The organism is Methylobacillus sp. (genome assembly GCF_036844465.1).
Taxonomy (GTDB): domain Bacteria; phylum Pseudomonadota; class Gammaproteobacteria; order Burkholderiales; family Methylophilaceae; genus Methylobacillus.
The window spans coordinates 1-24,479 of the sequence record NZ_DAIUFW010000004.1; the positions used below are offsets into that span (position 1 = coordinate 1).

Sequence of the window (24,479 nt, forward strand, 5' to 3'; positions counted from 1 at the left end):
GCTTGGCCACTTCCTTGGTGCGGGCAGCCTTGTCCACCACATTGATCAGGTCGATCTGCGCCTTTTTGCCATATTTGTTGGCAACATCGATCACACCCTTGATAGTACCGATATCGGCAGTACCCAGTACAGTAACGATATCCGCACCAGCCTTGAAGAATGGCTCAGCTTCGTAGAAGCCGGCATCCATGGTCTTCAAGTCAACCAAAATCTTGTTGTTAGGGAATTTTGCGCGCAGGGTTTCCAGCAGTTTAATACCGTTGTACTTGATGCAGGGCGTGCCGATTTCAAGAATATCAACGTGTGGTGCAACAGTCGTAGCCAATGCTACGGTCTGATCGAAATCGAGTGAATCCAATGCCATTTGAACTAGTGGTTTAGCCACGATATGCTTCCTCCGCTTTAATTACAGAATTGTGATGTACTGACGGCGCTATGATACATTTTTTCCACAGATTAAGGGAAGTAATGGCGCACTATTCCCTAATTTATTGCAAAATCAATGTCGTATATCGCCAAGTACATCAGTTCTGAAGAATTTCCTTCATTGCCTGAACCAGCAACTGCGATTGTTCATCCGTACCGATGGTAATCCGCAGGAAATCGCTGATGCGCGCAGGCTTGGCAAAATGACGCACTACAATGTTGCGCTCACGCAGCATGGCGGCAAGGTCAGCGCCGCCACGCTCGGCATGACGGGCAAAAATGAAGTTGGCAGCCGAGGGCAAGACCACAAAACCCAGGTTGCGCAATTCAGTCACTAGCTTTTCCCTGGTCGCGACGACCTTGCGGCAGGTTTCCTCGAAATAGGCTTTATCTTCAATCGCAGCCACTGCTCCGCTGATGGCAAAACGATCCAGCGGATAGGAGTTGAAGCTGTCCTTGACCCTCACGAGCGCCTCTATCAGATGCGGTTGACCGATGGCATAACCCACGCGCAGTCCGGCCAATGAGCGTGCCTTGGATAAGGTGTGAGTCACCAGCAGATTAGGATATTGCTGCACCAGACCCACGGCAGATTCCGCGCCAAAATCTACATACGCTTCATCGATCACTACTACCGATTCGGTATTGGTCTGAAGCAGTCGCTCTATATCAGCCAGCGGCAAAGCACGTCCGGTAGGCGCGTTTGGATTCGGGAAAATGATACCGCCGTTGGGCTGCAGATAATCCTGTACGTTGATCTGGAATTCATCGCCCAACGCTATCGTCTTATACTCGACTTCATACAAGCCGCAATACACCGGGTAAAAACTATAGGTAATATCCGGAAACAGGATGGGAGCCTCATGCTTGAGCAACGCATGGAACACATGCGCCAGCACTTCATCCGAACCATTGCCGACAAACACATGCGTTGGCGGCACATCATAAAAATTTGCGACCGCCTGCACCACCCTGCCAGAGGTCGGATCGGGATAGAGCCGCAGGCTGTCACCCACTTCCGCCTCAAGCGCGGCCAATACCCTGGGGCTGGGACCATAAGGATTTTCGTTGGTATTGAGCTTGACCAGGTTGTTGATTTTGGGCTGTTCCCCAGGCACATAGGGCGTCAGCTCATGAACGATAGCACTCCAGAATTTGCTCAAAATCAGCCTTTCAAGCGGAATTCAGCAGAGCGCGCGTGAGCCTGCAATCCTTCACCATATGCCAGCTTGGCTGCGATACGGCCCAACCTCTGCGCGCCCTCGCTCGACACCATGATCAAGCTGGAACGCTTTTGGAAATCGTATACGCCCAGAGGTGAGGAGAAGCGCGCAGTGCGCGATGTCGGCAATACGTGGTTAGGGCCAGCACAATAATCACCCAATGCCTCGCAGGTATCGCGGCCCATGAAGATCGCACCGGCGTGACGGATTTTCTTGCTGTAGGCCAGCGGGTCTTCCACGGACAACTCCAGGTGCTCGGGCGCAATATAGTTGGCAATCTCGGCAGCCTGATCGAGGTCATTCACCTTGATCAGCGCGCCACGGTTTTGTAATGAAGTACTAATAATCTCCTTGCGCGGCATTTCCTCAACCAGGCGCTCGATGCTGGCCTGCACCGCATCCAGAAATACAGCATCCGGCGACAGCAGGATAGCTTGAGCCAGCTCGTCGTGCTCGGCCTGGGAGAACAAGTCCATTGCTACCCAATCCGGGTTGGTCTTGCCATCACAGATGACAAGAATCTCGGAAGGCCCGGCCACCATGTCGATGCCGACCACGCCAAACACACGACGCTTGGCTGCGGCCACATAGGCATTGCCTGGCCCGACGATCTTGTCCACCTGCGGCACGGTTTCAGTGCCATACGCCAATGCACCCACTGCCTGCGCGCCACCAATACAGAAGACCCGATCCACACCGCACACAGCAGCAGCAGCTAGCACTAATTGGTTCTTTTCACCATCAGGGGTAGGCACCACCATGATGAGTTCCTGTACGCCAGCCACCTTGGCCGGGATTGCGTTCATCAACACAGAAGATGGATAAGCAGCCTTGCCTCCCGGCACATAGAGACCAACACGGTCCAGTGCCGTCACTTGCTGACCCAACAGAGTGCCGTCGTCCTCAGTATAGGTCCAGGAAGACATCAGCTGTTTCTCGTGGTAGGCTCGCACGCGGTCCGCCGCCTGCTGCAAAGCTTCGCGCTGATCGGCAGGCAGGCTGTCCAGGGCATGCTGTAATTCCACCTTGCTGATTTCCAGCTGTGCCATTGCGCCGACACTCATCCGGTCAAAGCGGTTGGTGTATTCCAGCACGGCGGCATCGCCACGGGCTTTGACATCACGCAGAATATCCGCCACCACATTGTCGATCTTGTCGTCCTGCGCGGTTTCGAATGCGAGCAGGGCCTTCAGGTCCCGGTCAAAGCTCGCGTCACTTGTAGAAAAACGTTTGATATTCATGATTTCAACCTGTTATTGATTGGCCGCGACGGCCTTGGCAAAGGCATCCATAATGGGTTGCAAGCGGTCACGTTTGAGTTTGAGCGATGCCTGGTTCACTACCAGCCGTGAGCTGATGTCGGTAATTTCTTCTACCGCCTTGAGATTGTTCGCACGCAGCGTGCCGCCTGTGCTGACCAGGTCGACGATCGCATCTGCCAGCCCGACCAGCGGGCCGAGCTCCATGGAGCCATAAAGCTTGATCAGGTCCACATGCATACCCTTGGCAGCGAAATGCTCGCGCGCAGCCTTGACATACTTGGTCACCACCTTGAGACGGGCACCTCGGCGGATGGAGCCGAAATAATCGAAATCCTCACGCACCGCCACCATCATACGGCAGCGGGCAATTTGCAAGTCCAGCGGCTGGTAAAGTCCTTCACCACCATGCTCATCCAACACATCCTTACCCGCAATGCCCAGGTCAGCCGCCCCGTATTGCACATAAGTCGGCACATCGGTGGCACGCACGATGATCAGGCGCACATCGGGACGGTTGGTCGACAGGATCAGCTTGCGCGAAGCTTCAGGGTCTTCCAGCGCCGTAATCCCAGCGGCTGCAAGCAGCGGCGTAGTCTCTTCAAAAATGCGACCCTTGGACAGGGCGATAGTAATCATTGCTGTCTTTCTTGTTTATTTGATCCGCTGCGGCTTTATTTTATCCGTCGGACGTTCGCGCCAAGCTGGCCCAGCTTTTCTTCCAGCCGCTCATAGCCGCGGTCAAGATGGTAAATCCGCTCGATCACCGTCTCGCCGCGTGCCACCAAAGCTGCCAGGACCAATCCGGCAGAAGCACGCAGGTCGGTTGCCATCACAGTGGCGCCCTCGAGGAATTCGCAGCCGCGCACAATGGCAGTATTGCCTTCCACTTCGATATTGGCACCCAGGCGCCGCATTTCCTGCACATGCATGAAGCGATTCTCGAAAATGGTCTCAGTCACCGTCGCCACGGCGTTTGCCACAGTATTCAACGCCATGAACTGGGCCTGCATGTCAGTGGGGAACGCAGGATGCGGCGCAGTACGAATACTCACGGATTTCAGCGCGCCCGCGCTGCTGACGGTGATACTGTCATCGTCATCATCAATCTCAGCGCCACTTTCACGCAGCTTATCGATCACGACATCGAGCAGGTCGGCACGCACATTGCGCAATTTGACCTTGCCACCAGTCATGGCAGCAGCCACCATATAAGTGCCTGCCTCAATGCGGTCGCATACCACATCATGCTGCGCAGACCGCAACTCTGGCACACCAGTGACAGTAATCACATCTGTACCAACACCTTCTATCCTGGCGCCCATCTTGATCAGGCATTCCGCCAGGTCCACCACTTCAGGTTCCTTGGCGGCGTTTTCCAACACCGTTGTGCCGTCTGCCAGCGCAGCAGCCATCATGAGATTTTCCGTGCCGGTCACCGTCACGATATCCATGAAAATACGCGCACCCTTGAGTTTATCTGCCTTTGCCTCGATATAACCATGCTCAATACGGATATCGGCGCCCATCGCCTGCAAGCCCTTGATGTGCAGGTCCACCGGCCGCGAACCGATGGCGCAGCCGCCCGGCAACGAAACCCGCGCATGGCCGAAACGGGCCAGCAACGGCCCCAGCACCAGGATCGAGGCACGCATGGTTTTCACCATTTCATAAGGCGCTTCGCAAGTGTGGATATGGCTCGCATCCAAGCTGAGCTGGTGCTCGCCCTGAGCCTCGATCTTCACACCCATGTGCGCCAGCAATTTGCCCATGGTGGCAATATCGTGCAGTTGCGGCACGTTACCTAATGTCAACGGCCCTTCAGTCAACAAGCTGGCGCACAGAATGGGCAACGCCGCATTCTTCGCACCAGATATCAGTATTTCACCATGTAAAGGGACACCGCCCTGGATAACCAGTTTGTCCACGTATTATGCCTGGGCTTCCTGCAACATTTTTTGCAATTCACCTTGCTGGTAAAGATCGCGCATGATGTCGGAGCCGCCGACGAACTCGCCCTTGATATAGAGTTGCGGGATGGTAGGCCAGTTGGCATAGGCCTTGATACCTTCGCGGATGGCTGGCTCGGCCAACACGTCGATCGCCACAAAATCCTTCATACCGCAAGCTTGCAGGATTTGCACCGCCAAACCGGAAAAACCGCATTGCGGGAATTTCGGGCTGCCCTTCATATACAGCACCACGGGGTTATTGGTCACCTGGGCCTTGATTATTTCCTGTGCATCCATAGTTTCATTCCTTCAATTCAATTGGTTAATCTCAACGCGCAGCATTCAGCCTGGACCAGGCCTCTGGTGTAAAGGTACGCATGGACAAGGCATGAATTTCCTCACGCATGCGGTCTCCCAATGCCTGGTACACCAGCTGATGCTGCTGCACCATATTCTTGCCCGCGAACAGCGGACTGACGATGACTGCCTCGAAATGCTGGCCATCATCTCCCAGCACCTGCACATGCTCACAGGCCAGGCCTTGAGTAATGTAGCTTTTCAATGTTTCTGCACTTAGCACGTTTCAGCCTCGCAATTTGTAGCCGGATTTCAGCATTTGTAAAGTCAGTAATGATAGGACAAAAAAACATCCGGCAACAACGGACAAGCTGATATAAGGCGAAATATCGCCCACGCCAAAGAATCCGTAGCGGAAGCCATCTATCATGTAGAAAAACGGGTTGAGGTGCGATACTTGCTGCCAGAACGGAGGCAGCGAGTGTATCGAGTAAAACACGCCCGACAAGAATGACAAGGGCATGATGACAAAATTCTGGAAGGCTGCCATCTGGTCGAATTTCTCCGCCCAGACGCCCGCGATGATGCCGAACGTGCCCAGCAGGCCGCTGCCAAGCAAGGCGAATATCAATATCCAGCCTGGATGCTTCACCGGCAGGTCAATAAAGATCAGGGCTACCAGGAAAATGCCCAGACCAACCACCAGCCCGCGGATGATCGACGCGGCCAGGAACGCCAGGTAAAAACCCAGATAGGAAATCGGCGTCAGCAGAATGAAGATCAGGTTGCCCATCACCTTGGACTGGATCAGGCTGGATGAACTATTGGCAAAGGCGTTCTGCAACAGCGACATCATGATCAGGCCGGGAATCAGGAACGCGGTATAACCCACACCCGGATACACTTCCACGCGCCCCTCAAGCACATGGGAGAATATCAGCAGATAGAGTAAAGCCGTCATCACCGGCGCTGCCACCGTCTGGAAGCTCACGCGCCAGAAGCGCAGCAACTCCTTCTTGAACAGAGTCCACGGACCACGCAGGTTCGAATCCGGCATCAGCTTACAAGCTCCACAAAAACATCTTCCAGATCAGCTTCAATCAACTGTATATCCTCAACCGCCACACCAGCCAGCCGCAGGTCAGCCAGTATGGATTCAAGCTGGGTCACATCGGAAAGGGAGAGTATGTACTCACGATCCTCCCGCTCGCGCACCAAGGATTGCAACGCATTGGGCAGTTCGCCATTGAGCTTCAGCCGCAGGCGTTTGCCCGGTACTCGGTTCAGAAGATTGCGCGTGCTGTCCAACGCCACGATCTGGCCTTGCTTCATCATGGCGATGCGGCTGCATAGCGTTTCCGCTTCTTCCAGATAATGCGTGGTGAGGATGATGGTATGCCCTTCGTAATTCAGCCGGCGAATGAACTCCCACATCGTCTGGCGCAGTTCGACATCCACACCTGCAGTCGGCTCATCCAGCACAATCACAGGCGGCTTGTGCGCCAATGCCTGGCCGATCAAAGCGCGGCGCTTCATGCCTCCCGACAGGCTGCGCATATTGGCATGCGCCTTATCCGCCAAGCCGAGCGATTCAATGATCTCGTCCACCCAGGCATCGTTGCTGCGTCCCCGGCCAAAGTAGCCAGCCTGGAAGCGCAGCATTTCGCGCACATTGAAGAACGGATCGAATACCAACTCCTGCGGCACCACACCCAGCACCTGGCGCGCCTCGGCATATTGGGCGTTGACATCAAAACCCATCACCTGCAGCCGCCCGCTGGTAGGCCGTGCAAGTCCCGCCAACAGGTTGATCAGCGTGGATTTCCCCGCGCCATTTGGGCCAAGCAAGGCAAAGAATTCACCCTGTTCAATGGTCAAGTCTATGCCTTTCAGCGCATGAAAATTGCCGAAACGCTTATAAACCTGCTGGATATTGATCGCTGGAATCATGAATGGAAACCGAGGGCCTGAGGCCCCGCAGCTTAATGGTTGTCAGGTTGTGGAATCAGGTCCAGCACGCCGTACAGCGTTGCCAGACTGGCCAGGTTGGTAGGTACGTTGACGACGTTGATACTGGCCTTGGCGGCAATCGCCTGGCGCAGCCACTCAAAGATCAGACTGAGCGCGAACGTATCAACCTCGGCAACCTGTGCCAGGTCGATTTCCAGCGCTTCAGGCATCCGTAACGCCTTGCTCTCAGCCAGTAGCGCTTCAACCTGATTGATGGTGATGTCGCCATTCACCAGCCAGCGGTTTCCCTGTTGTTGGATTTGTGCCAAGTGGATACCCGCTGCTTATTTGCTGGATTCGCGGTTCTTGGCAGCCAGTTTCTCGATCAGGCTGTCCAGGCCGGCCTGGCGAATCTCGTTGCTGAACTGGCCACGGTAGTTGGTCACCAGGCTCACGCCCTCGATGGTAATGTCATATACCTTCCAGCCCTCGCCATTCTTTTCTAGGCTGTAATCGACAGCCACCGGTTGGCCGCCCGGTTGCAGAATCTGGGTTTTCACCTTAACGTCGGTATCGCCTGGCTGAGCGCGGAAAGGCTTGTACTCAATAGTCTGGTTGCTATATTTGGACAGTGCAGTCGCATAGGTACGCAACAATAGGCTGCGGAACTCGTCCTGGAACGCCTTTTTCTGGTCAGGCGTCGCTTTGCTCCAAGCCTTGCCCAGCACCAAACGCGATACGCGGTCAAAATTGAAGTTCGGCAGGATTTTCTCTTCCGCCAGCGCAAAAATCTTTGACTGGTTGCCCGCCTGGATTTCCTTGTCCTGCTTGACCACAGCCAGTACATCTTCCGCCGTCTTTTTCACCAGCGCATCAGGCGCAACCTCTGCGGCCGCCATGTTGGTAAAACCAACAAATGCCATGGCCGCCATCCACTTCATCATTTTCTGCATGCTTACTCTGCCTCTTTCGTATCGTTACTTTCAGATGCCTTGCTGTAGAGGAACTGGCTGATCATCTTCTCCAGTACGACAGCGTCCTGCGTCTTGGTGAACTTGTCACCGTCCTGCAGCATTTTATCGTCGCCGCCTGCTTCCAGACCGATATATTGCTCGCCCAGCAAACCAGCGGTATAGATATTGGCAAACGTATCCTTGGGGAAAGGATAGCGTTTATCCACCTTGACTGTCACCAGTGCTTCATAGCTCTCAGGGTCGAAGCGGATATTGTCTACGCGGCCCACCACCACCCCGGCGCTCTTTACCGGCGCGCGCGGCTTGAGGCTGCCAATATTCTCGAAAGCGCCCGTAACGCTATAGGTTTCGCCAAGCGTGGCGCTGTTGTAGTTACCCACCTTCAAGGCGAGGCCAAACAGCGCTGCTGCGCCAGCAGCGACAAAAACACCTACCCATAGATCAATCGTTGTACGTTCCATCTTTTCTCCAGTATGTTGCTTTTATGCAACAAGCATGAACGAAGTCATTACAAAATCCAGCCCCAATACCGCCAGCGAGGAATTCACCACTGTCCGGGTCGTCGCCCGGCTCACGCCTTCAGCCGTCGGAGGCGCGTCAAACCCTTCAAACAGCGCGATCATGGTGCAGGCAATACCAAATACCACGCTCTTGATCACCCCATTCACAATATCCTCGCGGAAATCCACGCTGGCCTGCATCTGCGACCAGAAAGCCCCGGAATCCACCCCGATCAGCGGCACGGCCACCAGATAGCCGCCCAGCACGCCCACCATTGAGAACAACGCAGCCAGCAACGGCATGGAGAACACGCCTGCCCAGAAACGCGGCGCCACTACGCGCGCGACAGGACTCACCGCCATCATCTCCATTGCGGAAAGCTGCTCGGTCGCTTTCATCAGGCCAATCTCGGCGGTAATCGCCGTGCCCGCGCGTCCCGCGAACAGCAATGCCGTCACCACCGGCCCCAGTTCGCGCACCAGAGACAAGGCCACCAACACGCCAATCGCCTCGGAAGAACCGTAACGCTGCAAGGTGTTGTAACCCTGCAATGCCAGCACCATGCCGACGAAGAATGCCGAAACCAGGATAATGATCAGCGACAACACGCCGGTGAAATAAATCTCGCGTATGGTCAGGTGCAGCCTACGGAAGCTCTCGCCGGAATAGACCAGCACATAAAAGAAAAAACGGATGCTGGAGCCGAAGCGCCAGATACGGTCAATCACGCGATGGCCAATGCCGCGCACCACGTTCGTTACGGCACTAAACATTCACGCTCCCCAGGATATCCTGCCTGTAGTCAGGCGCGGCATAGTGGAATGGCACAGGGCCATCCATCTCCCCATGCACGAACTGATGGACAAACGGCATCTCGGATTTGCGCAGGTCTTCCGGCGTGCCTTCAGCCGCCACTACGCCGTCCGCTACGAAATACACATAATCGGCAAAGGCAAACACTTCCTGCACATCATGCGTCACGACGATAGAAGTCGCCCCCAGAGCATCATTAAGCCTGCGGATCAGGTTGCAGGTTACCGCCATCGAGATCGGGTCCAATCCGGCAAACGGTTCGTCATACATGATGATGGAAGGGTCGAGCGCCGCAGCACGCGCCAAGGCTACACGCCGCGCCATGCCGCCGGAAAGCTCCGTCGCCTGGAGATCACGCGCGCCGCGCAGGCCAACCGCGTTCAGCTTCATCATCACCAGGTCGCGAATCATGGGCTCAGGCAGTTTGGTATGCTCGCGAATGGGGAATGCCACGTTCTCATACACGGAAAGATCAGTAAACAACGCGCCCTGCTGGAACAACATGCCCATCTTGCGGCGCAGTTTCTGCAAACCCTTGCGGTTCTGCTTGTGCACCACCTCGCCCGCGACACGCACCTCGCCAGCCGTCGGCTTCAACTGTCCGCCGATCAACCGCAGCAATGTCGTCTTGCCGCTACCGCTGCCGCCCATGATGGCCACCACCTTGCCACGCGGGAACTTCATATTGATACCCTTGTGCAGCAGGCGCGTCTTGTAACCGAAAGATAAGTTGTCGATTTCGACGATGTTGTCGCTCATGTATCGCTACTTTTTTGATAGACCGGCTATTTTAATGCAAAAGCGCTTTACTTCATAACGCTGGAAAAGTAAAAGCCCGCTGATGCGGGCTTTTACTTAAATTAATTACATCTTAGAAAGACATACAAACAGTAAAAGTTCCACCATCAGTAACATCCGCATTCGCTAGAGAATTGCCAGCCGCACCAACAGCAGCAGGAGTCGTAGCCACTCGCACCGTTCCATTATCTGTCAAACCATCATCCAACAATACATCAATCTGTTTTGCCAATCGCCCAGTAATCCCTTCAGAACAAACAACAAAGGTACCTACCATAGGATTTGCTGCGTCTTGAATCGTATTGAAACCACTCAAACTTTGCACTCCAATACGCCCACCATCAGCATTTCTTGGAATATAAGCATCTGTTCCCACCTGGGTCGAGCCTGTAGCCAAACCAGCCAATCTGACATGCTGCCAGAACAAGTAAGACTCATCAGCCGGTGCAACAGAGTTCCAATGCCCATCAATTCGCCCATTACCTCGACTAGCTGCTGCGGCAGGAGTTCCTCCTGTTACATGCATAGCAACAGAACCATCATCTCCCGGCAATGCTCTATATTTATCCTGATACCCATAAAGCAGTATCTGCGTATTTTTGAAGTCATTAGCGATATTCTTCGCCTTGGCGCTATTGATCAGCTCCTGCCCCTTGAGCACGCCGCCCAGCAGCAAGCCGATAATCACGAGGACTATCGCCAGTTCGATCAACGTAAAGCCAGATGCTTTTTTCATTATGTTATCCTTGCGCGAGGTGTCCATCAGCCGACACCTGCCTGATGAGGTTGGTATGAGATATGCAACTCTCATGCCAACACAAAAAGCGGCATCGTTCGCGGCCAAGCCAACAGCAGCAAGCATTTGCGGCATATTTTTGCTATGCTTCGCTCCATCCTCCTTTCAATCAAAGTGTTGAGATTTCGCCTACAGTGTCAAAATTACAACACTTCTCATTGAGATTACATTTTCCATGGCCAGCCTGAGCAGCCGCATCCACGCTTACCGCCCAAGCGCATCGACCTTGCAGCAATGGATGCTGGGGCTGATGCTGCTGAGCTTTCACGGTGTATTGCTGTGGGGGTTTGACGACCTTTTGCAGAAAAGCCTGCTGCTCTGCCATTACGGCCTGTTCCTGATCTGGCAGCCGATCTGGCAGACCAAGGAAAAGCTCTCGCTGCAAGCCATCCTGCTATTCACAGCAGGCGGCATATTGCTATCTGTTTTTGTAAGCTGGTGGCTGCTGGCGATCTGGCTTTCCGCGTTGTTCGGCTTGCTGGGCGGGCGCATCTTTTCCGCAACGGCCCATACCTCGCGCCTGAGCTACCTATTGGCCGCCACTTATCTACTGGCAGTGCTGCTGCTCTGGGTGATACCCAACCTGCTTCATGCCTTCACCGCCTTGCAGGTAGCCGAGTTCCTGATGCTGTACCTGCTGCCCATCCTGCCGCTGTCCATTCTTTTCCTGCGAGTCAAACAGGAGTCGCACCAGCATGCCCCGGTACTGGATTTTTTCTATACCCTGCTGCTGTTCCTGCTCTCGATCACACTCATCCTCAGCATTGTCACGATTTCCCGCACCCAGGAGGCCGAGTATGCCGAGGTGGTGGTGTGGGTGGTGTTCGGCCTGGCTGCCGCGCTGGTATTGGCGAGCTGGCTGTGGAACCCGCGCGCGGGCTTCAGCGGCATCGGCCAGTTGCTTTCCCGCTACCTGTTGAGCATTGGCCTGCCGTTCGAGCGCTGGATCCGGAATATCGCCGAGCTTGCCGAGAGCGAAACCAGCGCAAAGGAGTTCATGCATGCCGCCATCAGCGAGATGGAAACCCTGCCCTGGGTAACAGGCGGCAAATGGGAAACCGAGAGCGACCAAGGCGAATTCGGCACTCCTGCGCCGCACCATGCCGACCTGGAGTTCCATGACTTTTACCTGACCCTTTACAGCCGCTGGCCGCTCACGCCTGCGCTCATCATCCACCTCAAGCTGCTGACGCAGATATTGGGCGAGTTCCACGAAGCCAAGCGCCGTGAAGAGGCATTGCTGCAAAATGCCTATATGCAGGCCATCTACGAAACCGGCGCGCGCCTCACGCACGATATGAAGAATATCGTGCAATCCATGAACGCCTTGTGCAGCGCCGCGGAACAGGCAGGGGAAGCGGATAACGAACGCCTAGTGGCCTTGATCCGCAAGCAATTACCGCTGCTCAACCAGCGGTTGGCGCTCACCCTGGACAAGCTGGGCGCGCCCCGCAACGAAAGCACGCGCATGCTGCCCCTGCTGGAGTGGTGGGACAACCTGCAACAGCGCTACGCCGGCACCAGGATCAGTTTTTCAGAAAACATCGCCATCTCTGCTGAACCCAATATCGACAGCGAGGTGTGGGATAGCGTGGTGGATAACCTGTTGCAGAACGCGCTAGCGAAATCGCAGCATGAGCCCAAGATCAGCATTCAGGCGCACCTGCTTGCCGAGAACGATATATACGTGGAGATCACGGACAGCGGCAGCCCAATGCCGGAAGAGGTTGCCGCCAGCCTGTTCCGCAAACGCATCCGCTCCGAAGGCGGGCTGGGCATCGGCTTATACCAGGCAGGGCGGCAGGCGCAGCAGGCCGGTTATCAGCTCGCCCTGCGCACAAACAAGCCGGGCGCGGTGCGATTCAGGCTGGGCATGAAGCCGGCTGGAAAATAGCTAATCAGAAATAGCCAATCATCGCCCTTCTCCCAAGTCCCGGGCACAAAAAAGCCGCACCTGCAACAGGCGCGGCTTTTTGATATCTTAAGCTCCTAAAGACCTAGCATGTGCTCTTACAACTCACCGTAGGAATGCAGCCCGGACAGGAACATGTTGACGCCAAGGAAGGCAAAAGTCGTCACCAGCAGGCCGACCAGCGCCCACCATGCGAGGATAGGACCGCGCAGCCCCTTGACCAGCCGCAGGTGCAGCCAGGCGGCATAGTTGAGCCAGACGATCAGCGCCCAAGTTTCCTTGGGATCCCATGACCAATAGCCGCCCCAGGCTTCCGCTGCCCACATCGCGCCCAGGATGGTGGCAATGGTGAAAAAGGCAAACCCCACCGAGATCGACTTGTACATGAGATCGTCCAGTACTTCGAGTCTTGGCAGACGTGACACCAACATACCTTTGTCCACCAACAGATAGGCAACCGCCACCATGGCGGCCAGCGCGAATGTGCCATAGCCGACGAAATTGGCGGGTACATGGATTTTCATCCAGTAAGACTGCAAGGCGGGCACCAGCGGCTGGATTTCATAAGCCTGGCGGTCGAAGGTGTACCAGAGGATGAAGCCGACAGCAGCGTTGATGACAATCAACACAAAACCGCCCAACTGCCGCGTGGCATAACGGCCTTCGTAATAAAGATAGACCAATGCCGTAATCAGGCAGAACAGGATAAAAACTTCATACAGGTTACTGATGGGGATATGTCCGACATCATGAGAAATCAGGTATGACTCATACCAGCGCACCATGAGGCCAATGAAACCCATGGCGACAGCAGACCACACCAGTGTCGAGCCTACGCGGGCCGCAAAATCGGAACGAGCGAACAATCCCAGCCAATAAGCCAGCATGGCCAGCACGAACAGTACGTTCATCCACATGATGGCGGACTGGCTGGCAAACAGGTATTTCAGCAGGAATACCTGCTCGACACTTTCCTGGCTGCCGTTATAGAGCTGGATAGCGCCCAGGCTGAGAACGGCAACCGCGAGCATCAACCATCGCATTGGTTTCCAGAACCAACCCAGCCAACTGAACAGCGCCACCGAACCGAACAGGAATCCGATTTCATAGGCATCCATGAAGTCGGCGTAGCGATGGAACGCAAACATGGCCCCGAGCAACAGAAGCAGCGCATAGCCCCAGTCCAGCCAACCCAAGCGCCGGAACAATGGTTGCGGCACATCATCCATATAGGCAGCAGTATTCATGATCAACTCCTGTCAAGGTGACTCTTGCTGATTTTCCAGCAAGCGCGCGAGCTTGTCGCGCAATTTATCGAACTCAATATCGAAATCGCGGTTCTTGCGATTGGATGCCATGGCAAACAGCACGCGATGACTTTCCGGTTTCACCAATAGCCAGATACGGCGCTCGCGAATATAGATCATGGCGAAAATTCCCAGCACCAGCAGCACCGAACCTGAATATACCAGCACCTTTCCAGGTGATCTTGTCAGCTGCAATCCGCTGGATTGGCGATGATCAAACCCTGCCAATTGCAAATACAACGGTGAACCGTAGTAAAAGCTATCGCTAATGGCATGCAAACTATCTTCGACAAATGCCCCCAGCTCCTCACTGTTCAGTACTGGCGGTAAATCAGCGCGCTCACGGCTGATGGCATAAGCGCTGAAAGCCGCTGTCGTGACCACCTTGACGTATGCCTGCGCCGCGCCTTCGCGCTGTCCTTCCGGCACGGCGGCATCGATCATCTCGGCCACCTTGCCAAATCCGCCCTGACCGAACGCCCGCAGCAATTGCAGCACGCTTGCGTCAAATTTCTCACGGGTTTCTGCACTAATGTCGCCATGACTACTGTTTAATGCCAAGCGCGACACCCGGCTCACGATCTCAGGGTATAACGATTGGTCAAGCATGGCGGCCCGGAAGTTCATGAAGCCCTCAATCTCGCCATTCTCATCTGCAGGAATCTTCAGGTAGCGATAGGTATCCTGCTGCATGGAGCGCATGCCGGAGAGGAAATACGGGCGGCCATTCAGCATCAGCGGATTCATGTAATTCACATATTCCCGCGCCTGCCCCTCGGCATTGCGCACCTTGAAAGTGACATTCGGCCCCACATTGCGCGGCTTGCCTTTGCCATCCGTGGAAAGGTTGAGGATATTGAACAGACGGAAATCGGATAACTCCACACTCAAGGGGTGGTTGCCGCCACTCACGTCATATTTGTTGAAAACAGTACCAGTGAACGGGATATTGTCCGCATGGCCGCCCAACAGGTTCCATACCTTGAAATCCAGCCGGGATCCGCCATCAGCAAAATCCGATTGATAAATGGCAATCCCCTTGTAAATCAAGGGATGGTTTACCTTGATAGTGGCCGTAACCGGATCTTCACGCTCAGGATCGATGATCATGACATCGCTCTCGAAGGATTTTGGCTGGCCGGTGTCGTAATGCTCGATACGGAATGCCTTCAAGACGATACTGAACGGCAGATCCTGCACCAGATAACCATCACGCACCCGGACGAAAGCTGCATTGGCTCCAGCGCCTTCCGGCAGGGTCATGTTCGCGCGGAACGACAAGTTAGTGGGAGACATGCGGCTTTCCGCCGGTACCTGCCGTTCAGGAATGTCGCGGGTTTCGATCTTTTTGGTACCCAACAGCTCCTGCGCCTTGAATACCAGATTGCCATCCATCAGCCCGCCGATGCAGATGATGACAATGGCGGCATGCGTGAAGATATAGCCCAATCGCTGGTAACTGCCTGCCTTGGCAGCAAACAGGTTACCACCATCTTCCTGCTCTACCGTCTTGTAGCGGAAACCATGCGCTGTCAGGAACTTCACCAGTGTGGATGCCGTTTCCTCGGTGGAGTAAGGGGTATGGTATTCGTATTTATGACTGAAGCTGCGTAGCGAAACTTCCTTGGCGTTCTCGCGGAATGCACGCAGCTCGCGCAGCATGAGCGGGGTATTGCGGTAGATGCAGAGCGAGGTGGAAAGCACCAGGAACACTAGAATGAGCAGGAACCAACCACTGTGGTATACATCGTACAGGCCAAGAAACTCGAAGAACTCGAACCAGAACTGGCCGAATTGCACGATGTAATTCGTATAAGGCTCATTCTGCTTGAGCACGGTGCCAATGATGGAAGCAATGCCCAGTACAACAAGCACGCTGACCGCAAAGCGCATGGAGCTTAGCAGTTCATATAGTTTTTGACTGGTAGTCGGGACGGATTTCAAAACGAGGCCATTCAAAAAATTTGCGGTGAGGCTATCTTACCTATGGCTGGTTGCAAGCCCATCCATGTAAAAAACTTAAGGGCGGCCATTGCCACCCTTAACGCTTGAACCAGGGTTCCGGTTGTCAGGTCATACAAAATCACATGCCTGCCATCATCGCCAGCGCAACACCGGGCAAATTCCACGTTCGCTGATACCAATACTGCAATCAGGGGCGCATTTTATATAAAAAACCCGGCTTCGTGCTAATATTTTTCCCTTTTCCCACCAGGGTCGATTTGCTCATGCCATTGTTTCAAAACGCCACTTTCCACATTTCGGCCCACAAGCTCAGCGAGCTGCCACCGCCATCAGGGATTGAAGTCGCCTTCGCCGGGCGTTCGAACGCCGGGAAATCCAGCGCTCTCAACACACTGGCAAACCACAACCGGCTGGCCTTCGTGAGCAAACAGCCTGGGCGCACCCAACTCATCAATTTCTTCAGCCTGGGCAACGACCGTTTTCTCGTGGATCTGCCTGGCTACGGCTACGCCAAAGTGCCGGAAGCAATGCGCAAACACTGGCAATTGACATTGGCAACCTATTTAAGCCAGCGTCCCTGCATCGGCGGGCTGGTTCTGGTGATGGACTGCCGCCACCCTTTGACGCCACTGGACAGGCAAATGCTGGATTGGTACAGCCCTAGCGGCAAGCCTATCCATGTTCTGCTGACCAAATCAGACAAACTATCGCGCCAGGCCGCCAACCAGACCCTGCAGCAGGTCAGGAAAGAGCTGGAAGCCAACTGGGGCAATTGCAGCGTGCAGTTATTTTCCAGCCTGAAAAAACAAGGCGTGGAAGAAGCAGAGGCAGCAATAGGCCGCTGGTTATTTGCGCCGGAAGATGAGGTCCCAGACACCGTGGCCTAGCTTGATGCCGCGGTTCTCGAATTTGGTCAGAGGCCGATAGTCCGGCTTGGGCGCATAATCCTGTGCTGTATTTTCCAGCAATGGTTGCTGCTGCAAGACTTCCAGCACCCATTCCGCATACTCCTGCCAGTCTGTCGCCACATGAATGTAAGCGCCCGCTTTCAATTTACTGCATAGCAGCCTGACAAACTCCGCCTGAATCAGGCGACGCTTGTGATGGCGCTTCTTATGCCAAGGGTCGGGGAAGAAGATATGCACGCCATCGAGACTGGCATCGGCAATCATGTGTTTCAATACTTCAACAGCATCGTGCTGGATGATGCGCAGGTTCTTGAGCTCCAGTTCGCCAATCTGTTTGAGCAGGCTACCCACACCGGGTGCATGCACTTCCACACCCAGAAAATCCCGTTCGGGCTGGGCCTGGGCAATCTTGGCGGTGCTATCGCCCATGCCAAAGCCTATTTCGAGAATCTTGAGGCTGTCCGCGCGTCCGAATACGGCATCCAAATTCAGGAGAGCAGGCGCATACGGCACACCGAACACCGGCATCAGCTCATCCAGCGCCCGCTGCTGACCATGCGTCAACCGTCCTTGGCGCAGTACAAAACTGCGAATAGGCCGCTTGGCGAGCTCTTCCTTGCTGATGTTTTCCTGCTCTGGCGCTTCCTGGCTCATATTGGCTCGATCAATGAAAAAACCGCGATTATAGGGTATGCGAACGGTCGCCGTGAATAAAGCCCGCCAACGGCCGCACACCCTTGCCCAGCGCGATCACCTTGAACAATTCCCCCATTTCTGCGGGTGAGAGCAGCTTCTGCGCCTGGCTTGCCAGCGGCGCATAGCGCTGCAGATCATGGACGGGAACGCGCAGCATGAGGTCGGTAATACCGCAATTGATGAGGAACTGCGCTTGTCCGCAATAGCCCAGCAATTGCAAGCCCTGGGCAATTCCGGCCTCCGCCACGGCGGAAAAATCCACATGTGCGGTCAAATCCTGCAAACCAGGATACAAAAACACATCACCGTGTGCATGATGCCGGTAATGGCACATCAATGTTCCCTGGCTGCGCTGAGGGTGATAATACTCAGCACGGGGAAAACCATAATCAATGAACAACAACACGCCTTTTTGCAGGCTTGCCGAGAGGCTGGCCACTAACGCCTGCGCCTGCGGGTTGATTTCGCTCTGGTAACCTTCAGGCACGTGTAATGATTCCGCCGCTTGCAGCAGTGCAGTGTCAGTCAACGGCCTGGGCTGCATCTTCAACGCCCCTTGTGCGTCCAATTCCACGCCCATTTTCTGCCATACGCCGTTCTGCCGCCTTACAAGGTGCACAGGCACGGCATCCAGCACCTCGTTGGCCACCATCACGCCGGTGAAGCCATCGGGCAAGGCATCCAGCCAAACCAGCTTTGCATACAGGTCTGCGGGTAATACAGACTGCAAATAAGCCTGTTGCACCGACTTGAGGTCTGCGCTGACCTCAAGAATCAGGTATTGCTCCGGCAACGTCCCTGCGCGCTGCATTTCCTCCAGCATCGCAGCAGCCAGGCGGCCCCGCCCGGCTCCCAGCTCCAGGATGCTGCCGCCGGTTTGCTGCAGGACGTCCATGGCCTGCCGCGCCAAGGTCTGGCCGAACAAAGGCGTCATTTCCGGCGCCGTGACAAAATCCCCCTCCGTACCGAATTTCACAGCACCCGCACTGTAATACCCTAGCCCCGGCGCATACAAAGCCAGCTCCATATAGCGGGCAAAACTGATCCAGCCGCCTGCAGCGGCAATGTGGCAGGCAATCAAGGTTTGCAGGCGAGCGCTATGATCCAGCGCAACAGCATCGGGCTTGGGTAAATCAGGGATATTCATGTATTTAGATTATAATGATGAGTTATTTTTACTATTCTGAAGCCATCAGGAACATTTGTGGATACCCCACAGCAAAACAAGGTCGTTCTGATCACCGGCGGTGCCAAACGGGTTGGCGCGGCCATCTGCCGTTTGCTGCATGCGGATGGCATCAACCTGATGATCCATTACCGCAGTTCCGCCGATGAAGCGCGCGCCCTGCAAGCCGAGCTCAATCTGCAACGCCCGGATTCGGTCGCCATTATCCAGGGCGACTTGCTCAACCTGGGCATACTGCCACAACTGATCAAGGAAACCGTGCAGCATTTTGGCCGCCTGGATGCCTTGATCAACAACGCCTCCAGCTATTATCCCAGCGAGCTGGGCACCATAAGCGAATCCCAGTGGGAAGACCTGATGGGCTCCAACCTGAAAGCGCCTTTGTTCCTGGCCCAGGCGGCGGCACCTGCGCTCAGAAAAACCCGCGGCACCATCATCAATATCACCGACATGCATGTGGAGCGCCCGAAGAAGGGCTATATCGTCTACAGCGTGGCCAAGGCCGGGCTTGTAACCCTGACCAAATCCCTCGCGCACGAATTGGCGCCTGCCGTACGCGTCAATGCCGTGGCACCCGGCCCCGTGCTCTGGCCCGAGGACAATCCGCAATTCGACGAGGTATACCGCCAGCGCGTGATTTCGCAAACCTTGCTCAAGCGCATCGGCGAGGGGGACGACGTCGCCAAGGCCGTACGCTTCCTGTTGCAGGACGCGCCCTTCATCACTGGGCATGTGCTCGCTGTCGACGGCGGCCGCTCACTCAACCTTTGAAACCCTATTCCGCACCATGATCAAACATTATCCCGACGACGCCTCCAACAGCTTCCTCAAGCTGCGCAACAGCCTGATCAGCGCCACCGGCAAGGCCATAGGCGACTACAACATGATAGAGGACGGTGACACCGTGCTGGTCTGCATGAGCGGTGGAAAGGATTCCTACACCATGCTCATGCTGCTGCTGGCATTGCAGGAGCGCGCACCAGTGGATTTCAAGCTAATCGCCATGAACCTGGACCAGAAGCAACCGGGCTTTCCCGAGCACATCCTGCCCGCCTACCTGAAGCAACTGGGTATCGAGCACCGCATCGTCGAGGCCGACACCTATTCCATCGTCAAGGAAAAGATTCCCGAGGGCAAGACCACCTGCTCGCTCTGCTCGCGCCTGCGCCGCGGCATCATTTACCGCACGGCGCAGGAGTTGGGTGCCAATAAAATTGCCTTGGGCCACCATCGCGACGATATCGTGGAAACACTGTTCCTCAATATATTTTTCGGCGCCAAGATGAAAGCCATGCCACCCAAGCTGGCGACCAACAAGGGCGAATTCCACGTGATCCGCCCGCTGGCTTACTGCGCCGAGAAGGACATTGCCAGCTACGCGCGCGGCATGAATTTCCCCATCATCCCCTGCAATCTTTGCGGTTCGCAGGAAAACCTGCAACGCCAGAAGGTCAAGGATATGCTGCAAGCCTGGGAGCATGAGCAACCCGGCCGGGTCAACAACATCTTCCGCGCCATCTGCAATGTGGAGCCTTCGCACCTGGGCGATACTGACCTCTATGACTTCAAGAACATGTCGCAGACCAGACTGGAAGATGAAGACCCCTTGTTTGGCGATATCGACAAGGAAAACAATCCAGCCTTGAGCCTGGTTTCCAGCGAAGGCTCGCGCATTGAGTTCAAGCGCAATATCGCCTGACGCCAAGCACCCTCCCAGGAAAAGGTTGGCGGCAAGCGCCTAAATTTACAGCGCTTTCTTGTGCGGCAGGCAATTTACTCTTATTATCTGCCGCTCTGCATCCCACAAATCGTGTGTCCATGTCAAAACTGCTGATCGTTGAATCACCTTCCAAGGCCAAAACCCTGAAGAAATATCTGGGCAAGGATTTCGAGGTCCTGGCCTCCTACGGGCATGTGCGCGACCTGGTTCCTAAAACAGGTGCGGTGGACCCCGAGGCCGACTTCGCCATGAAGTACGAAGTGATCGACCGCAACGCGCGCCACGTAGATGCGATTGCCAAAGCGGTCAAGACGGCAGACGCCATCTACCTCGCCACCGACCCGGACCGCGAAGGGGAAGCCATTTCCTGGCACATCGCCGAAATCCTCAAGAGCAAGCGGCTGCTCAAGGATAAGCTGCTGAAACGCGTGGTGTTCCATGAAATCACCAAATCCGCGGTACAGCATGCGATCGATGAACCGCGCGACATCTCCATGCCGCTGGTCAACGCGCAACAGGCGCGCCGCGCGCTGGACTACCTCGTCGGCTTCAATCTTTCCCCGCTATTGTGGAAGAAAATCCGCCGCGGCCTTTCCGCCGGGCGCGTGCAAAGCCCTGCCTTGCGCCTGATCGTCGAGCGCGAACTGGAAATCGAGGCGTTCACAAGCCAGGAATACTGGACCATCCACCTGGAATCCGCCAAGCACCAGCATGTGTTCGATGCCAAACTGGTGCAACTTGACGGCAAGAAGGTAGAGCAATTCACCGTCACCAACCAGGAACAGCAGCAGGAGATCGTCGGGCGCCTGCTGGCCGCCAGCGCGGGCAAGACCACTGTCACCCGCGTGGAAAAAAAGCAGCGCAACCGCAGCCCGGCAGCGCCATTCACTACTTCCACCCTGCAACAGGAAGCCGTGCGCAAGCTGGGCTTCACCACCAGCCGCACCATGCGCGTCGCGCAGCAGCTTTATGAAGGTATCGATATCGGCAGCGGCACCGCTGGCCTGATTACCTATATGCGTACCGACAGTTTCAGCCTTGCAGCCGAAGCCGTGATGCAGATTCGCGACTATATCAAGCAGAACTTCGCCGCCGACTACCTGCCCAGGTCGCCGATCATGTACAAGACCAAGGCCAAGAACGCACAGGAGGCACACGAAGCCATCCGTCCCACCGACATCACGCGCACTCCGGCAAGCATGCGTACTTTCCTCAGCGACGAGCAGTTCAAGCTGTATGAAATGATCTGGAAGCGCGCGCTGGCCTGCCAGATGACCCAAGCCAAGTTCGATGCAGTCAGCATTGATTTATCTGTAGGCAGCGAGGCGAACCTGTTCCGTGCCACCGGCCAGACCCTGGTGTTCCCAGGCTTTATCGCCGTCTACATGGAAGGCGTGGACGACGAGGAAGAGGAAGGCGAAAGCAAGCTGCCACACCTGGAAACCGGCGAAGTGCTGGCTGTACAGAAAATCTTCGGCGATCAGCACTTCACCGAGCCGCCACCGCGCTATTCGGAAGCCAGCCTGGTCAAGGCCCTGGAAGAGTTCGGCATCGGCCGCCCCTCCACCTATGCCAGCATCATTTCCACCTTGCAGGACCGCGAATATGTCCTGCTGGACAAGAAGCGCTTCATGCCCACCGACGTGGGACGCGTGGTGAACAAATTCCTCACCGAGCATTTCACGCGTTATGTCGATTACGGCTTCACCGCCAACCTGGAAAACGAGCTCGACGACATTGCCGAGGGCGAGCGCGAATGGATTCCCGTGCTTAACGAATTCTGGCAGGGCTTCAACAACCAGATTCACGAGAAAAGCAACGTGGAACGTCCTGGCGTGGAAGCGCTGGACGAGCCCTGCCCAAAATGCGGCAAGCCATTGCAGTCGCGCCTGGGCCGCTTCGGCAAGTTCATTGGCTGTTCCGGCTATCCCGAATGTGATTACATCCGCAATCCGAGCGCCAGCACTAATAGCAACGAACCTACGGTAATCGGCCAGGAGCCTGAGAGCGGCAAGGATATCCTGCTGCTGAACGGCCCTTACGGCCCCTATCTGCAGATCGGCCTGCCAGAGGCGGACAGCAAGAAAAAGCCCAAGCGCGTCAGCATCCCCAAGGAAATCTCCGCTGCCAGCATGGATATGGACACGGCACTGAAGCTGATCGCATTGCCACGCGACTTGGGGCAGCACCCGGAAACCGGCAAAAAGGTTGTCGCCAATATCGGGCGCTTCGGCCCTTACGTCAATCACGATGGCAAATTCAAGTCCATTCCCAAGAGTGAGAGCGTGTTCGACATCGACATGGCGCGCGCGGTTGAGCTATTGGCACAAGCTAACGCCGGAGCGGCTCCGATCAAGGAACTGGGCTCGCACCCGGACGGCACCGGCAATATCGCCATCTACTCCGGACGTTACGGTCCCTATGTGCAGCACGGCAAGCTGCGCGCCACCTTGCCCAAGAGCCAGGAGCCGGAAAGCCTGACCATGGAACAGGCGCTGGAACTGCTTGCCGCCAAGGCAGCCAAGGACGCACCTGCCAAGAAAACTACCAGGGCGAGCAAGGCCGCGACAACCACAAAGAAAACAAGCAGCGCAAAAGCAACGACTTCCCGCAAGAAAAAAGTTGCTAACGACGAAGCTGAATAGCACTCACCATGTGAATGGCAATAAAAAAGCGGCTTCAAGCCGCTTTTTTATTGCTGGAGAAATTCTCAACTAGCCCTCGTGGCGGTAACTGTTGCTGCTTTCTATCCATCTGCGGATTTTCTGCGCATCACCCACCCGCGCATTTTTGCTGAAGGAATCCAGCAGCACAATGATCAACGGCTGTCCGCCGACTTCGGCCTGCATCACCAGGCAACGTCCTGCTTCATTGATATAGCCGGTCTTGGACAACCCGATCGTCCAATCGCTGTTGCGCACCAGCACATTGCTGTTCACATAATGCAATGGCGCGCGCGCACCATTGACTGGCACGGAATAGGAGGTGCTGGTCGATACCTGGCGGATATCGGGATATTGGTAAGCTGCGCGCACCATCTTCACCAGGTCTTCCGCGGTGGAGGTATTGGCACTGTTGAGGCCGGTAGGGTCGGCAAAACGGGAATGCAGCATGCCTAGCTGCAGCGCCTTGGTGTTCATGGCTGCCACAAATGCATTCATGCCACCTGGATAATTCCGCCCCAAGGCAGATGCCGCCCGATTCTCGGACGCCATCAATGCCAATTGCAGCATTTCCGCGCGCGTCAAGCTCGCACCGATCGGCATGCGCGAACCGGTTCCCTTGAGGGTGTCGATATCCTCACGCGTCACCTGAATCTGCTCATCCATATCCAGCCGCGCATCCAGCACCACCATCGCTGTCATGAGCTTGGTCAGGGAAGCGATCGGTGCCGCTTGATCCATTCCCTTGGCATAGAGCACCTCGCCAGAATTCTGATTGACGATCATGGCCTTGCTGGATGCCAGTTGCAAATGCCCGCCCTCATCCTTGAACACGCTTGCCGGCGCTGTAGCAGCCACCGCGCTATTGGAGCGGATCGTGCTGATAATGCGACCGCTGGCGACATTTTTCTTGCTTGCTGCAGCCTTGGTTTTCTTTTGCGCCGCGACTTTCTTGGTAGTTTTGGCCTTGGTCTTGCTGACCACGGTTTTCTGCGGTTTCTTTTCCGCGGCATAGCTCAATACTGGCGGCATGCACAATGTCAGCATGGCCAGTAGTAATGTGATTTTTCGTGTCATGATTGCGCCATCCCCGTCCAATGGTCAGGCAATATTATATAAAAAATATTGATCTG

Annotated in this window: 25 protein-coding genes; 5 read left to right on the forward strand and 20 right to left on the reverse strand. The window is 55.5% G+C overall.

From position 1 onward, the window contains the following. The 15 genes from V7Z75_RS06355 to V7Z75_RS06425 all read right to left on the reverse strand — a co-directional run. Nucleotides 1-364, reverse strand: a 364-nt coding sequence (locus V7Z75_RS06355) for an orotidine 5'-phosphate decarboxylase / HUMPS family protein (RefSeq protein ID WP_334108072.1), incomplete at its 3' end; no start/stop codon positions are given. 160 nt (nucleotides 365-524) lie between these two features. After that, nucleotides 525-1,589: a histidinol-phosphate transaminase gene (hisC, locus tag V7Z75_RS06360; RefSeq protein ID WP_334107793.1), complete on the reverse strand. Its 1,065-nt coding sequence runs from the start codon at nucleotides 1,587-1,589 to the stop codon at nucleotides 525-527. A 2-nt stretch (nucleotides 1,590-1,591) separates the two neighbouring features. After that, nucleotides 1,592-2,890 carry a histidinol dehydrogenase gene (hisD, locus tag V7Z75_RS06365; RefSeq protein WP_334107794.1) on the reverse strand — a complete coding sequence of 433 codons (1,299 nt, stop codon included), beginning with the start codon at nucleotides 2,888-2,890 and terminating at the stop codon, nucleotides 1,592-1,594. A gap of 12 nt (nucleotides 2,891-2,902) precedes the next feature. After that, on the reverse strand, nucleotides 2,903-3,547 hold the full coding sequence (gene hisG, locus V7Z75_RS06370) for an ATP phosphoribosyltransferase (RefSeq protein ID WP_334107795.1): 645 nt from the start codon (nucleotides 3,545-3,547) through the stop codon (nucleotides 2,903-2,905). A 35-nt stretch (nucleotides 3,548-3,582) separates the two neighbouring features. Next, nucleotides 3,583-4,836, reverse strand: coding sequence for a UDP-N-acetylglucosamine 1-carboxyvinyltransferase (murA, locus tag V7Z75_RS06375; protein ID WP_334107796.1), 1,254 nt, complete (start codon nucleotides 4,834-4,836; stop codon nucleotides 3,583-3,585). Nucleotides 4,837-4,839: 3 nt separating this feature from the next. Beyond that, entirely contained in the window at nucleotides 4,840-5,157 is a 318-nt protein-coding gene (gene grxD / locus V7Z75_RS06380; protein WP_334107797.1) for a Grx4 family monothiol glutaredoxin, read from the reverse strand. A gap of 31 nt (nucleotides 5,158-5,188) precedes the next feature. Further along, complete coding sequence (locus V7Z75_RS06385; RefSeq protein ID WP_334107798.1) at nucleotides 5,189-5,440, reverse strand: BolA family protein; 252 nt, start codon at nucleotides 5,438-5,440, stop codon at nucleotides 5,189-5,191. Between the two features lie 3 nt (nucleotides 5,441-5,443). After that, a complete protein-coding gene (locus V7Z75_RS06390; RefSeq protein WP_334107799.1) occupies nucleotides 5,444-6,214 on the reverse strand; it encodes an ABC transporter permease in 771 nt (256 codons plus the stop codon). Further along, the gene (locus V7Z75_RS06395) at nucleotides 6,214-7,107 is read right to left on the reverse strand and encodes an ABC transporter ATP-binding protein (RefSeq protein WP_334107800.1); all 894 of its coding nucleotides are present in this window, start codon (nucleotides 7,105-7,107) and stop codon (nucleotides 6,214-6,216) included. Before V7Z75_RS06395 ends, V7Z75_RS06390 begins: the two co-directional genes overlap by 1 nt. 32 nt (nucleotides 7,108-7,139) lie before the next feature. Beyond that, nucleotides 7,140-7,436, reverse strand: a complete 297-nt coding sequence (locus V7Z75_RS06400; protein WP_334107801.1) for an STAS domain-containing protein — start codon at nucleotides 7,434-7,436, stop codon at nucleotides 7,140-7,142. A 15-nt stretch (nucleotides 7,437-7,451) separates the two neighbouring features. Then, nucleotides 7,452-8,051, reverse strand: a complete 600-nt coding sequence (locus V7Z75_RS06405) for an MlaC/ttg2D family ABC transporter substrate-binding protein (protein WP_442919899.1) — start codon at nucleotides 8,049-8,051, stop codon at nucleotides 7,452-7,454. Nucleotides 8,052-8,062: 11 nt separating this feature from the next. Beyond that, nucleotides 8,063-8,542: an outer membrane lipid asymmetry maintenance protein MlaD gene (gene mlaD / locus V7Z75_RS06410; RefSeq protein WP_334107803.1), complete on the reverse strand. Its 480-nt coding sequence runs from the start codon at nucleotides 8,540-8,542 to the stop codon at nucleotides 8,063-8,065. Between the two features lie 21 nt (nucleotides 8,543-8,563). Next, nucleotides 8,564-9,355 (reverse strand): lipid asymmetry maintenance ABC transporter permease subunit MlaE, encoded by a 792-nt coding sequence (mlaE, locus tag V7Z75_RS06415; RefSeq protein ID WP_334107804.1) that lies wholly within the window; start codon nucleotides 9,353-9,355, stop codon nucleotides 8,564-8,566. Then, the gene (locus V7Z75_RS06420) at nucleotides 9,348-10,154 is read right to left on the reverse strand and encodes an ABC transporter ATP-binding protein (protein ID WP_334107805.1); all 807 of its coding nucleotides are present in this window, start codon (nucleotides 10,152-10,154) and stop codon (nucleotides 9,348-9,350) included. The genes mlaE and V7Z75_RS06420 overlap by 8 nt, the downstream gene beginning before the upstream one ends. 112 nt (nucleotides 10,155-10,266) lie before the next feature. Then, complete coding sequence (locus tag V7Z75_RS06425; RefSeq protein ID WP_334107806.1) at nucleotides 10,267-10,929, reverse strand: prepilin-type N-terminal cleavage/methylation domain-containing protein; 663 nt, start codon at nucleotides 10,927-10,929, stop codon at nucleotides 10,267-10,269. Between the two features lie 235 nt (nucleotides 10,930-11,164). Between V7Z75_RS06425 and V7Z75_RS06430 the strand changes: the two genes are divergently transcribed. After that, nucleotides 11,165-12,883 carry a sensor histidine kinase gene (locus V7Z75_RS06430; RefSeq protein WP_334107807.1) on the forward strand — a complete coding sequence of 573 codons (1,719 nt, stop codon included), beginning with the start codon at nucleotides 11,165-11,167 and terminating at the stop codon, nucleotides 12,881-12,883. A gap of 116 nt (nucleotides 12,884-12,999) precedes the next feature. Here V7Z75_RS06430 and ccsB read toward each other — a convergent pair whose 3' ends face one another. Together ccsB and V7Z75_RS06440 are read right to left on the reverse strand one after the other, a co-directional pair. Continuing rightward, nucleotides 13,000-14,148, reverse strand: a complete 1,149-nt coding sequence (gene ccsB, locus V7Z75_RS06435) for a c-type cytochrome biogenesis protein CcsB (RefSeq protein WP_334107808.1) — start codon at nucleotides 14,146-14,148, stop codon at nucleotides 13,000-13,002. Between the two features lie 12 nt (nucleotides 14,149-14,160). Further along, nucleotides 14,161-16,101 (reverse strand): cytochrome c biogenesis protein ResB, encoded by a 1,941-nt coding sequence (locus tag V7Z75_RS06440; RefSeq protein ID WP_334107809.1) that lies wholly within the window; start codon nucleotides 16,099-16,101, stop codon nucleotides 14,161-14,163. A 335-nt stretch (nucleotides 16,102-16,436) separates the two neighbouring features. On the opposite strand from V7Z75_RS06440, the gene yihA reads away from it, so the two are divergent. Beyond that, nucleotides 16,437-17,060, forward strand: coding sequence for a ribosome biogenesis GTP-binding protein YihA/YsxC (yihA, locus tag V7Z75_RS06445; RefSeq protein WP_334107810.1), 624 nt, complete (start codon nucleotides 16,437-16,439; stop codon nucleotides 17,058-17,060). On the opposite strand, the gene trmB is transcribed toward yihA, so the two are convergent. Both trmB and V7Z75_RS06455 read right to left on the reverse strand, forming a co-directional pair. Further along, on the reverse strand, nucleotides 17,019-17,735 hold the full coding sequence (gene trmB / locus V7Z75_RS06450) for a tRNA (guanosine(46)-N7)-methyltransferase TrmB (RefSeq protein ID WP_334107811.1): 717 nt from the start codon (nucleotides 17,733-17,735) through the stop codon (nucleotides 17,019-17,021). The genes yihA and trmB overlap by 42 nt on opposite strands. 28 nt (nucleotides 17,736-17,763) lie before the next feature. After that, nucleotides 17,764-18,924 (reverse strand): class I SAM-dependent methyltransferase, encoded by a 1,161-nt coding sequence (locus V7Z75_RS06455; RefSeq protein ID WP_334107812.1) that lies wholly within the window; start codon nucleotides 18,922-18,924, stop codon nucleotides 17,764-17,766. Nucleotides 18,925-18,981: 57 nt separating this feature from the next. On the opposite strand from V7Z75_RS06455, the gene V7Z75_RS06460 reads away from it, so the two are divergent. From V7Z75_RS06460 to topA, 3 genes are all read left to right on the forward strand, one after another. Next, nucleotides 18,982-19,734 carry a pteridine reductase gene (locus tag V7Z75_RS06460; RefSeq protein ID WP_334107813.1) on the forward strand — a complete coding sequence of 251 codons (753 nt, stop codon included), beginning with the start codon at nucleotides 18,982-18,984 and terminating at the stop codon, nucleotides 19,732-19,734. A 16-nt stretch (nucleotides 19,735-19,750) separates the two neighbouring features. Beyond that, nucleotides 19,751-20,662, forward strand: coding sequence for a tRNA 2-thiocytidine(32) synthetase TtcA (gene ttcA / locus V7Z75_RS06465; protein ID WP_334107814.1), 912 nt, complete (start codon nucleotides 19,751-19,753; stop codon nucleotides 20,660-20,662). 119 nt (nucleotides 20,663-20,781) lie between these two features. Beyond that, nucleotides 20,782-23,328, forward strand: coding sequence for a type I DNA topoisomerase (gene topA / locus V7Z75_RS06470; protein WP_334107815.1), 2,547 nt, complete (start codon nucleotides 20,782-20,784; stop codon nucleotides 23,326-23,328). A 69-nt stretch (nucleotides 23,329-23,397) separates the two neighbouring features. Here topA and pbpG read toward each other — a convergent pair whose 3' ends face one another. Beyond that, nucleotides 23,398-24,423 (reverse strand): D-alanyl-D-alanine endopeptidase, encoded by a 1,026-nt coding sequence (gene pbpG, locus V7Z75_RS06475; RefSeq protein WP_334107816.1) that lies wholly within the window; start codon nucleotides 24,421-24,423, stop codon nucleotides 23,398-23,400. Nucleotides 24,424-24,479: the final 56 nt, after the last annotated feature.

Coding starts and splice junctions, on each gene's coding strand:
- V7Z75_RS06455 (WP_334107812.1), bottom strand. CDS start 18,924: ATGAATATCCCTGATTTACCCAAGCCCGATGCTGTTGCGCTGGATCAT.
- mlaE (WP_334107804.1), bottom strand. CDS start 9,355: ATGTTTAGTGCCGTAACGAACGTGGTGCGCGGCATTGGCCATCGCGTG.
- hisD (WP_334107794.1), bottom strand. CDS start 2,890: ATGAATATCAAACGTTTTTCTACAAGTGACGCGAGCTTTGACCGGGAC.
- hisG (WP_334107795.1), bottom strand. CDS start 3,547: ATGATTACTATCGCCCTGTCCAAGGGTCGCATTTTTGAAGAGACTACG.
- V7Z75_RS06425 (WP_334107806.1), bottom strand. CDS start 10,929: ATGAAAAAAGCATCTGGCTTTACGTTGATCGAACTGGCGATAGTCCTC.
- ttcA (WP_334107814.1), top strand. CDS start 19,751: ATGATCAAACATTATCCCGACGACGCCTCCAACAGCTTCCTCAAGCTG.
- V7Z75_RS06420 (WP_334107805.1), bottom strand. CDS start 10,154: ATGAGCGACAACATCGTCGAAATCGACAACTTATCTTTCGGTTACAAG.
- V7Z75_RS06390 (WP_334107799.1), bottom strand. CDS start 6,214: ATGCCGGATTCGAACCTGCGTGGTCCGTGGACTCTGTTCAAGAAGGAG.
- topA (WP_334107815.1), top strand. CDS start 20,782: ATGTCAAAACTGCTGATCGTTGAATCACCTTCCAAGGCCAAAACCCTG.
- mlaD (WP_334107803.1), bottom strand. CDS start 8,542: ATGGAACGTACAACGATTGATCTATGGGTAGGTGTTTTTGTCGCTGCT.
- ccsB (WP_334107808.1), bottom strand. CDS start 14,148: ATGAATACTGCTGCCTATATGGATGATGTGCCGCAACCATTGTTCCGG.
- pbpG (WP_334107816.1), bottom strand. CDS start 24,423: ATGACACGAAAAATCACATTACTACTGGCCATGCTGACATTGTGCATG.
- V7Z75_RS06440 (WP_334107809.1), bottom strand. CDS start 16,101: ATGCGCTTTGCGGTCAGCGTGCTTGTTGTACTGGGCATTGCTTCCATC.
- trmB (WP_334107811.1), bottom strand. CDS start 17,735: ATGAGCCAGGAAGCGCCAGAGCAGGAAAACATCAGCAAGGAAGAGCTC.
- yihA (WP_334107810.1), top strand. CDS start 16,437: ATGCCATTGTTTCAAAACGCCACTTTCCACATTTCGGCCCACAAGCTC.
- V7Z75_RS06430 (WP_334107807.1), top strand. CDS start 11,165: ATGGCCAGCCTGAGCAGCCGCATCCACGCTTACCGCCCAAGCGCATCG.
- V7Z75_RS06405 (WP_442919899.1), bottom strand. CDS start 8,051: ATGATGAAGTGGATGGCGGCCATGGCATTTGTTGGTTTTACCAACATG.
- V7Z75_RS06395 (WP_334107800.1), bottom strand. CDS start 7,107: ATGATTCCAGCGATCAATATCCAGCAGGTTTATAAGCGTTTCGGCAAT.
- grxD (WP_334107797.1), bottom strand. CDS start 5,157: ATGGATGCACAGGAAATAATCAAGGCCCAGGTGACCAATAACCCCGTG.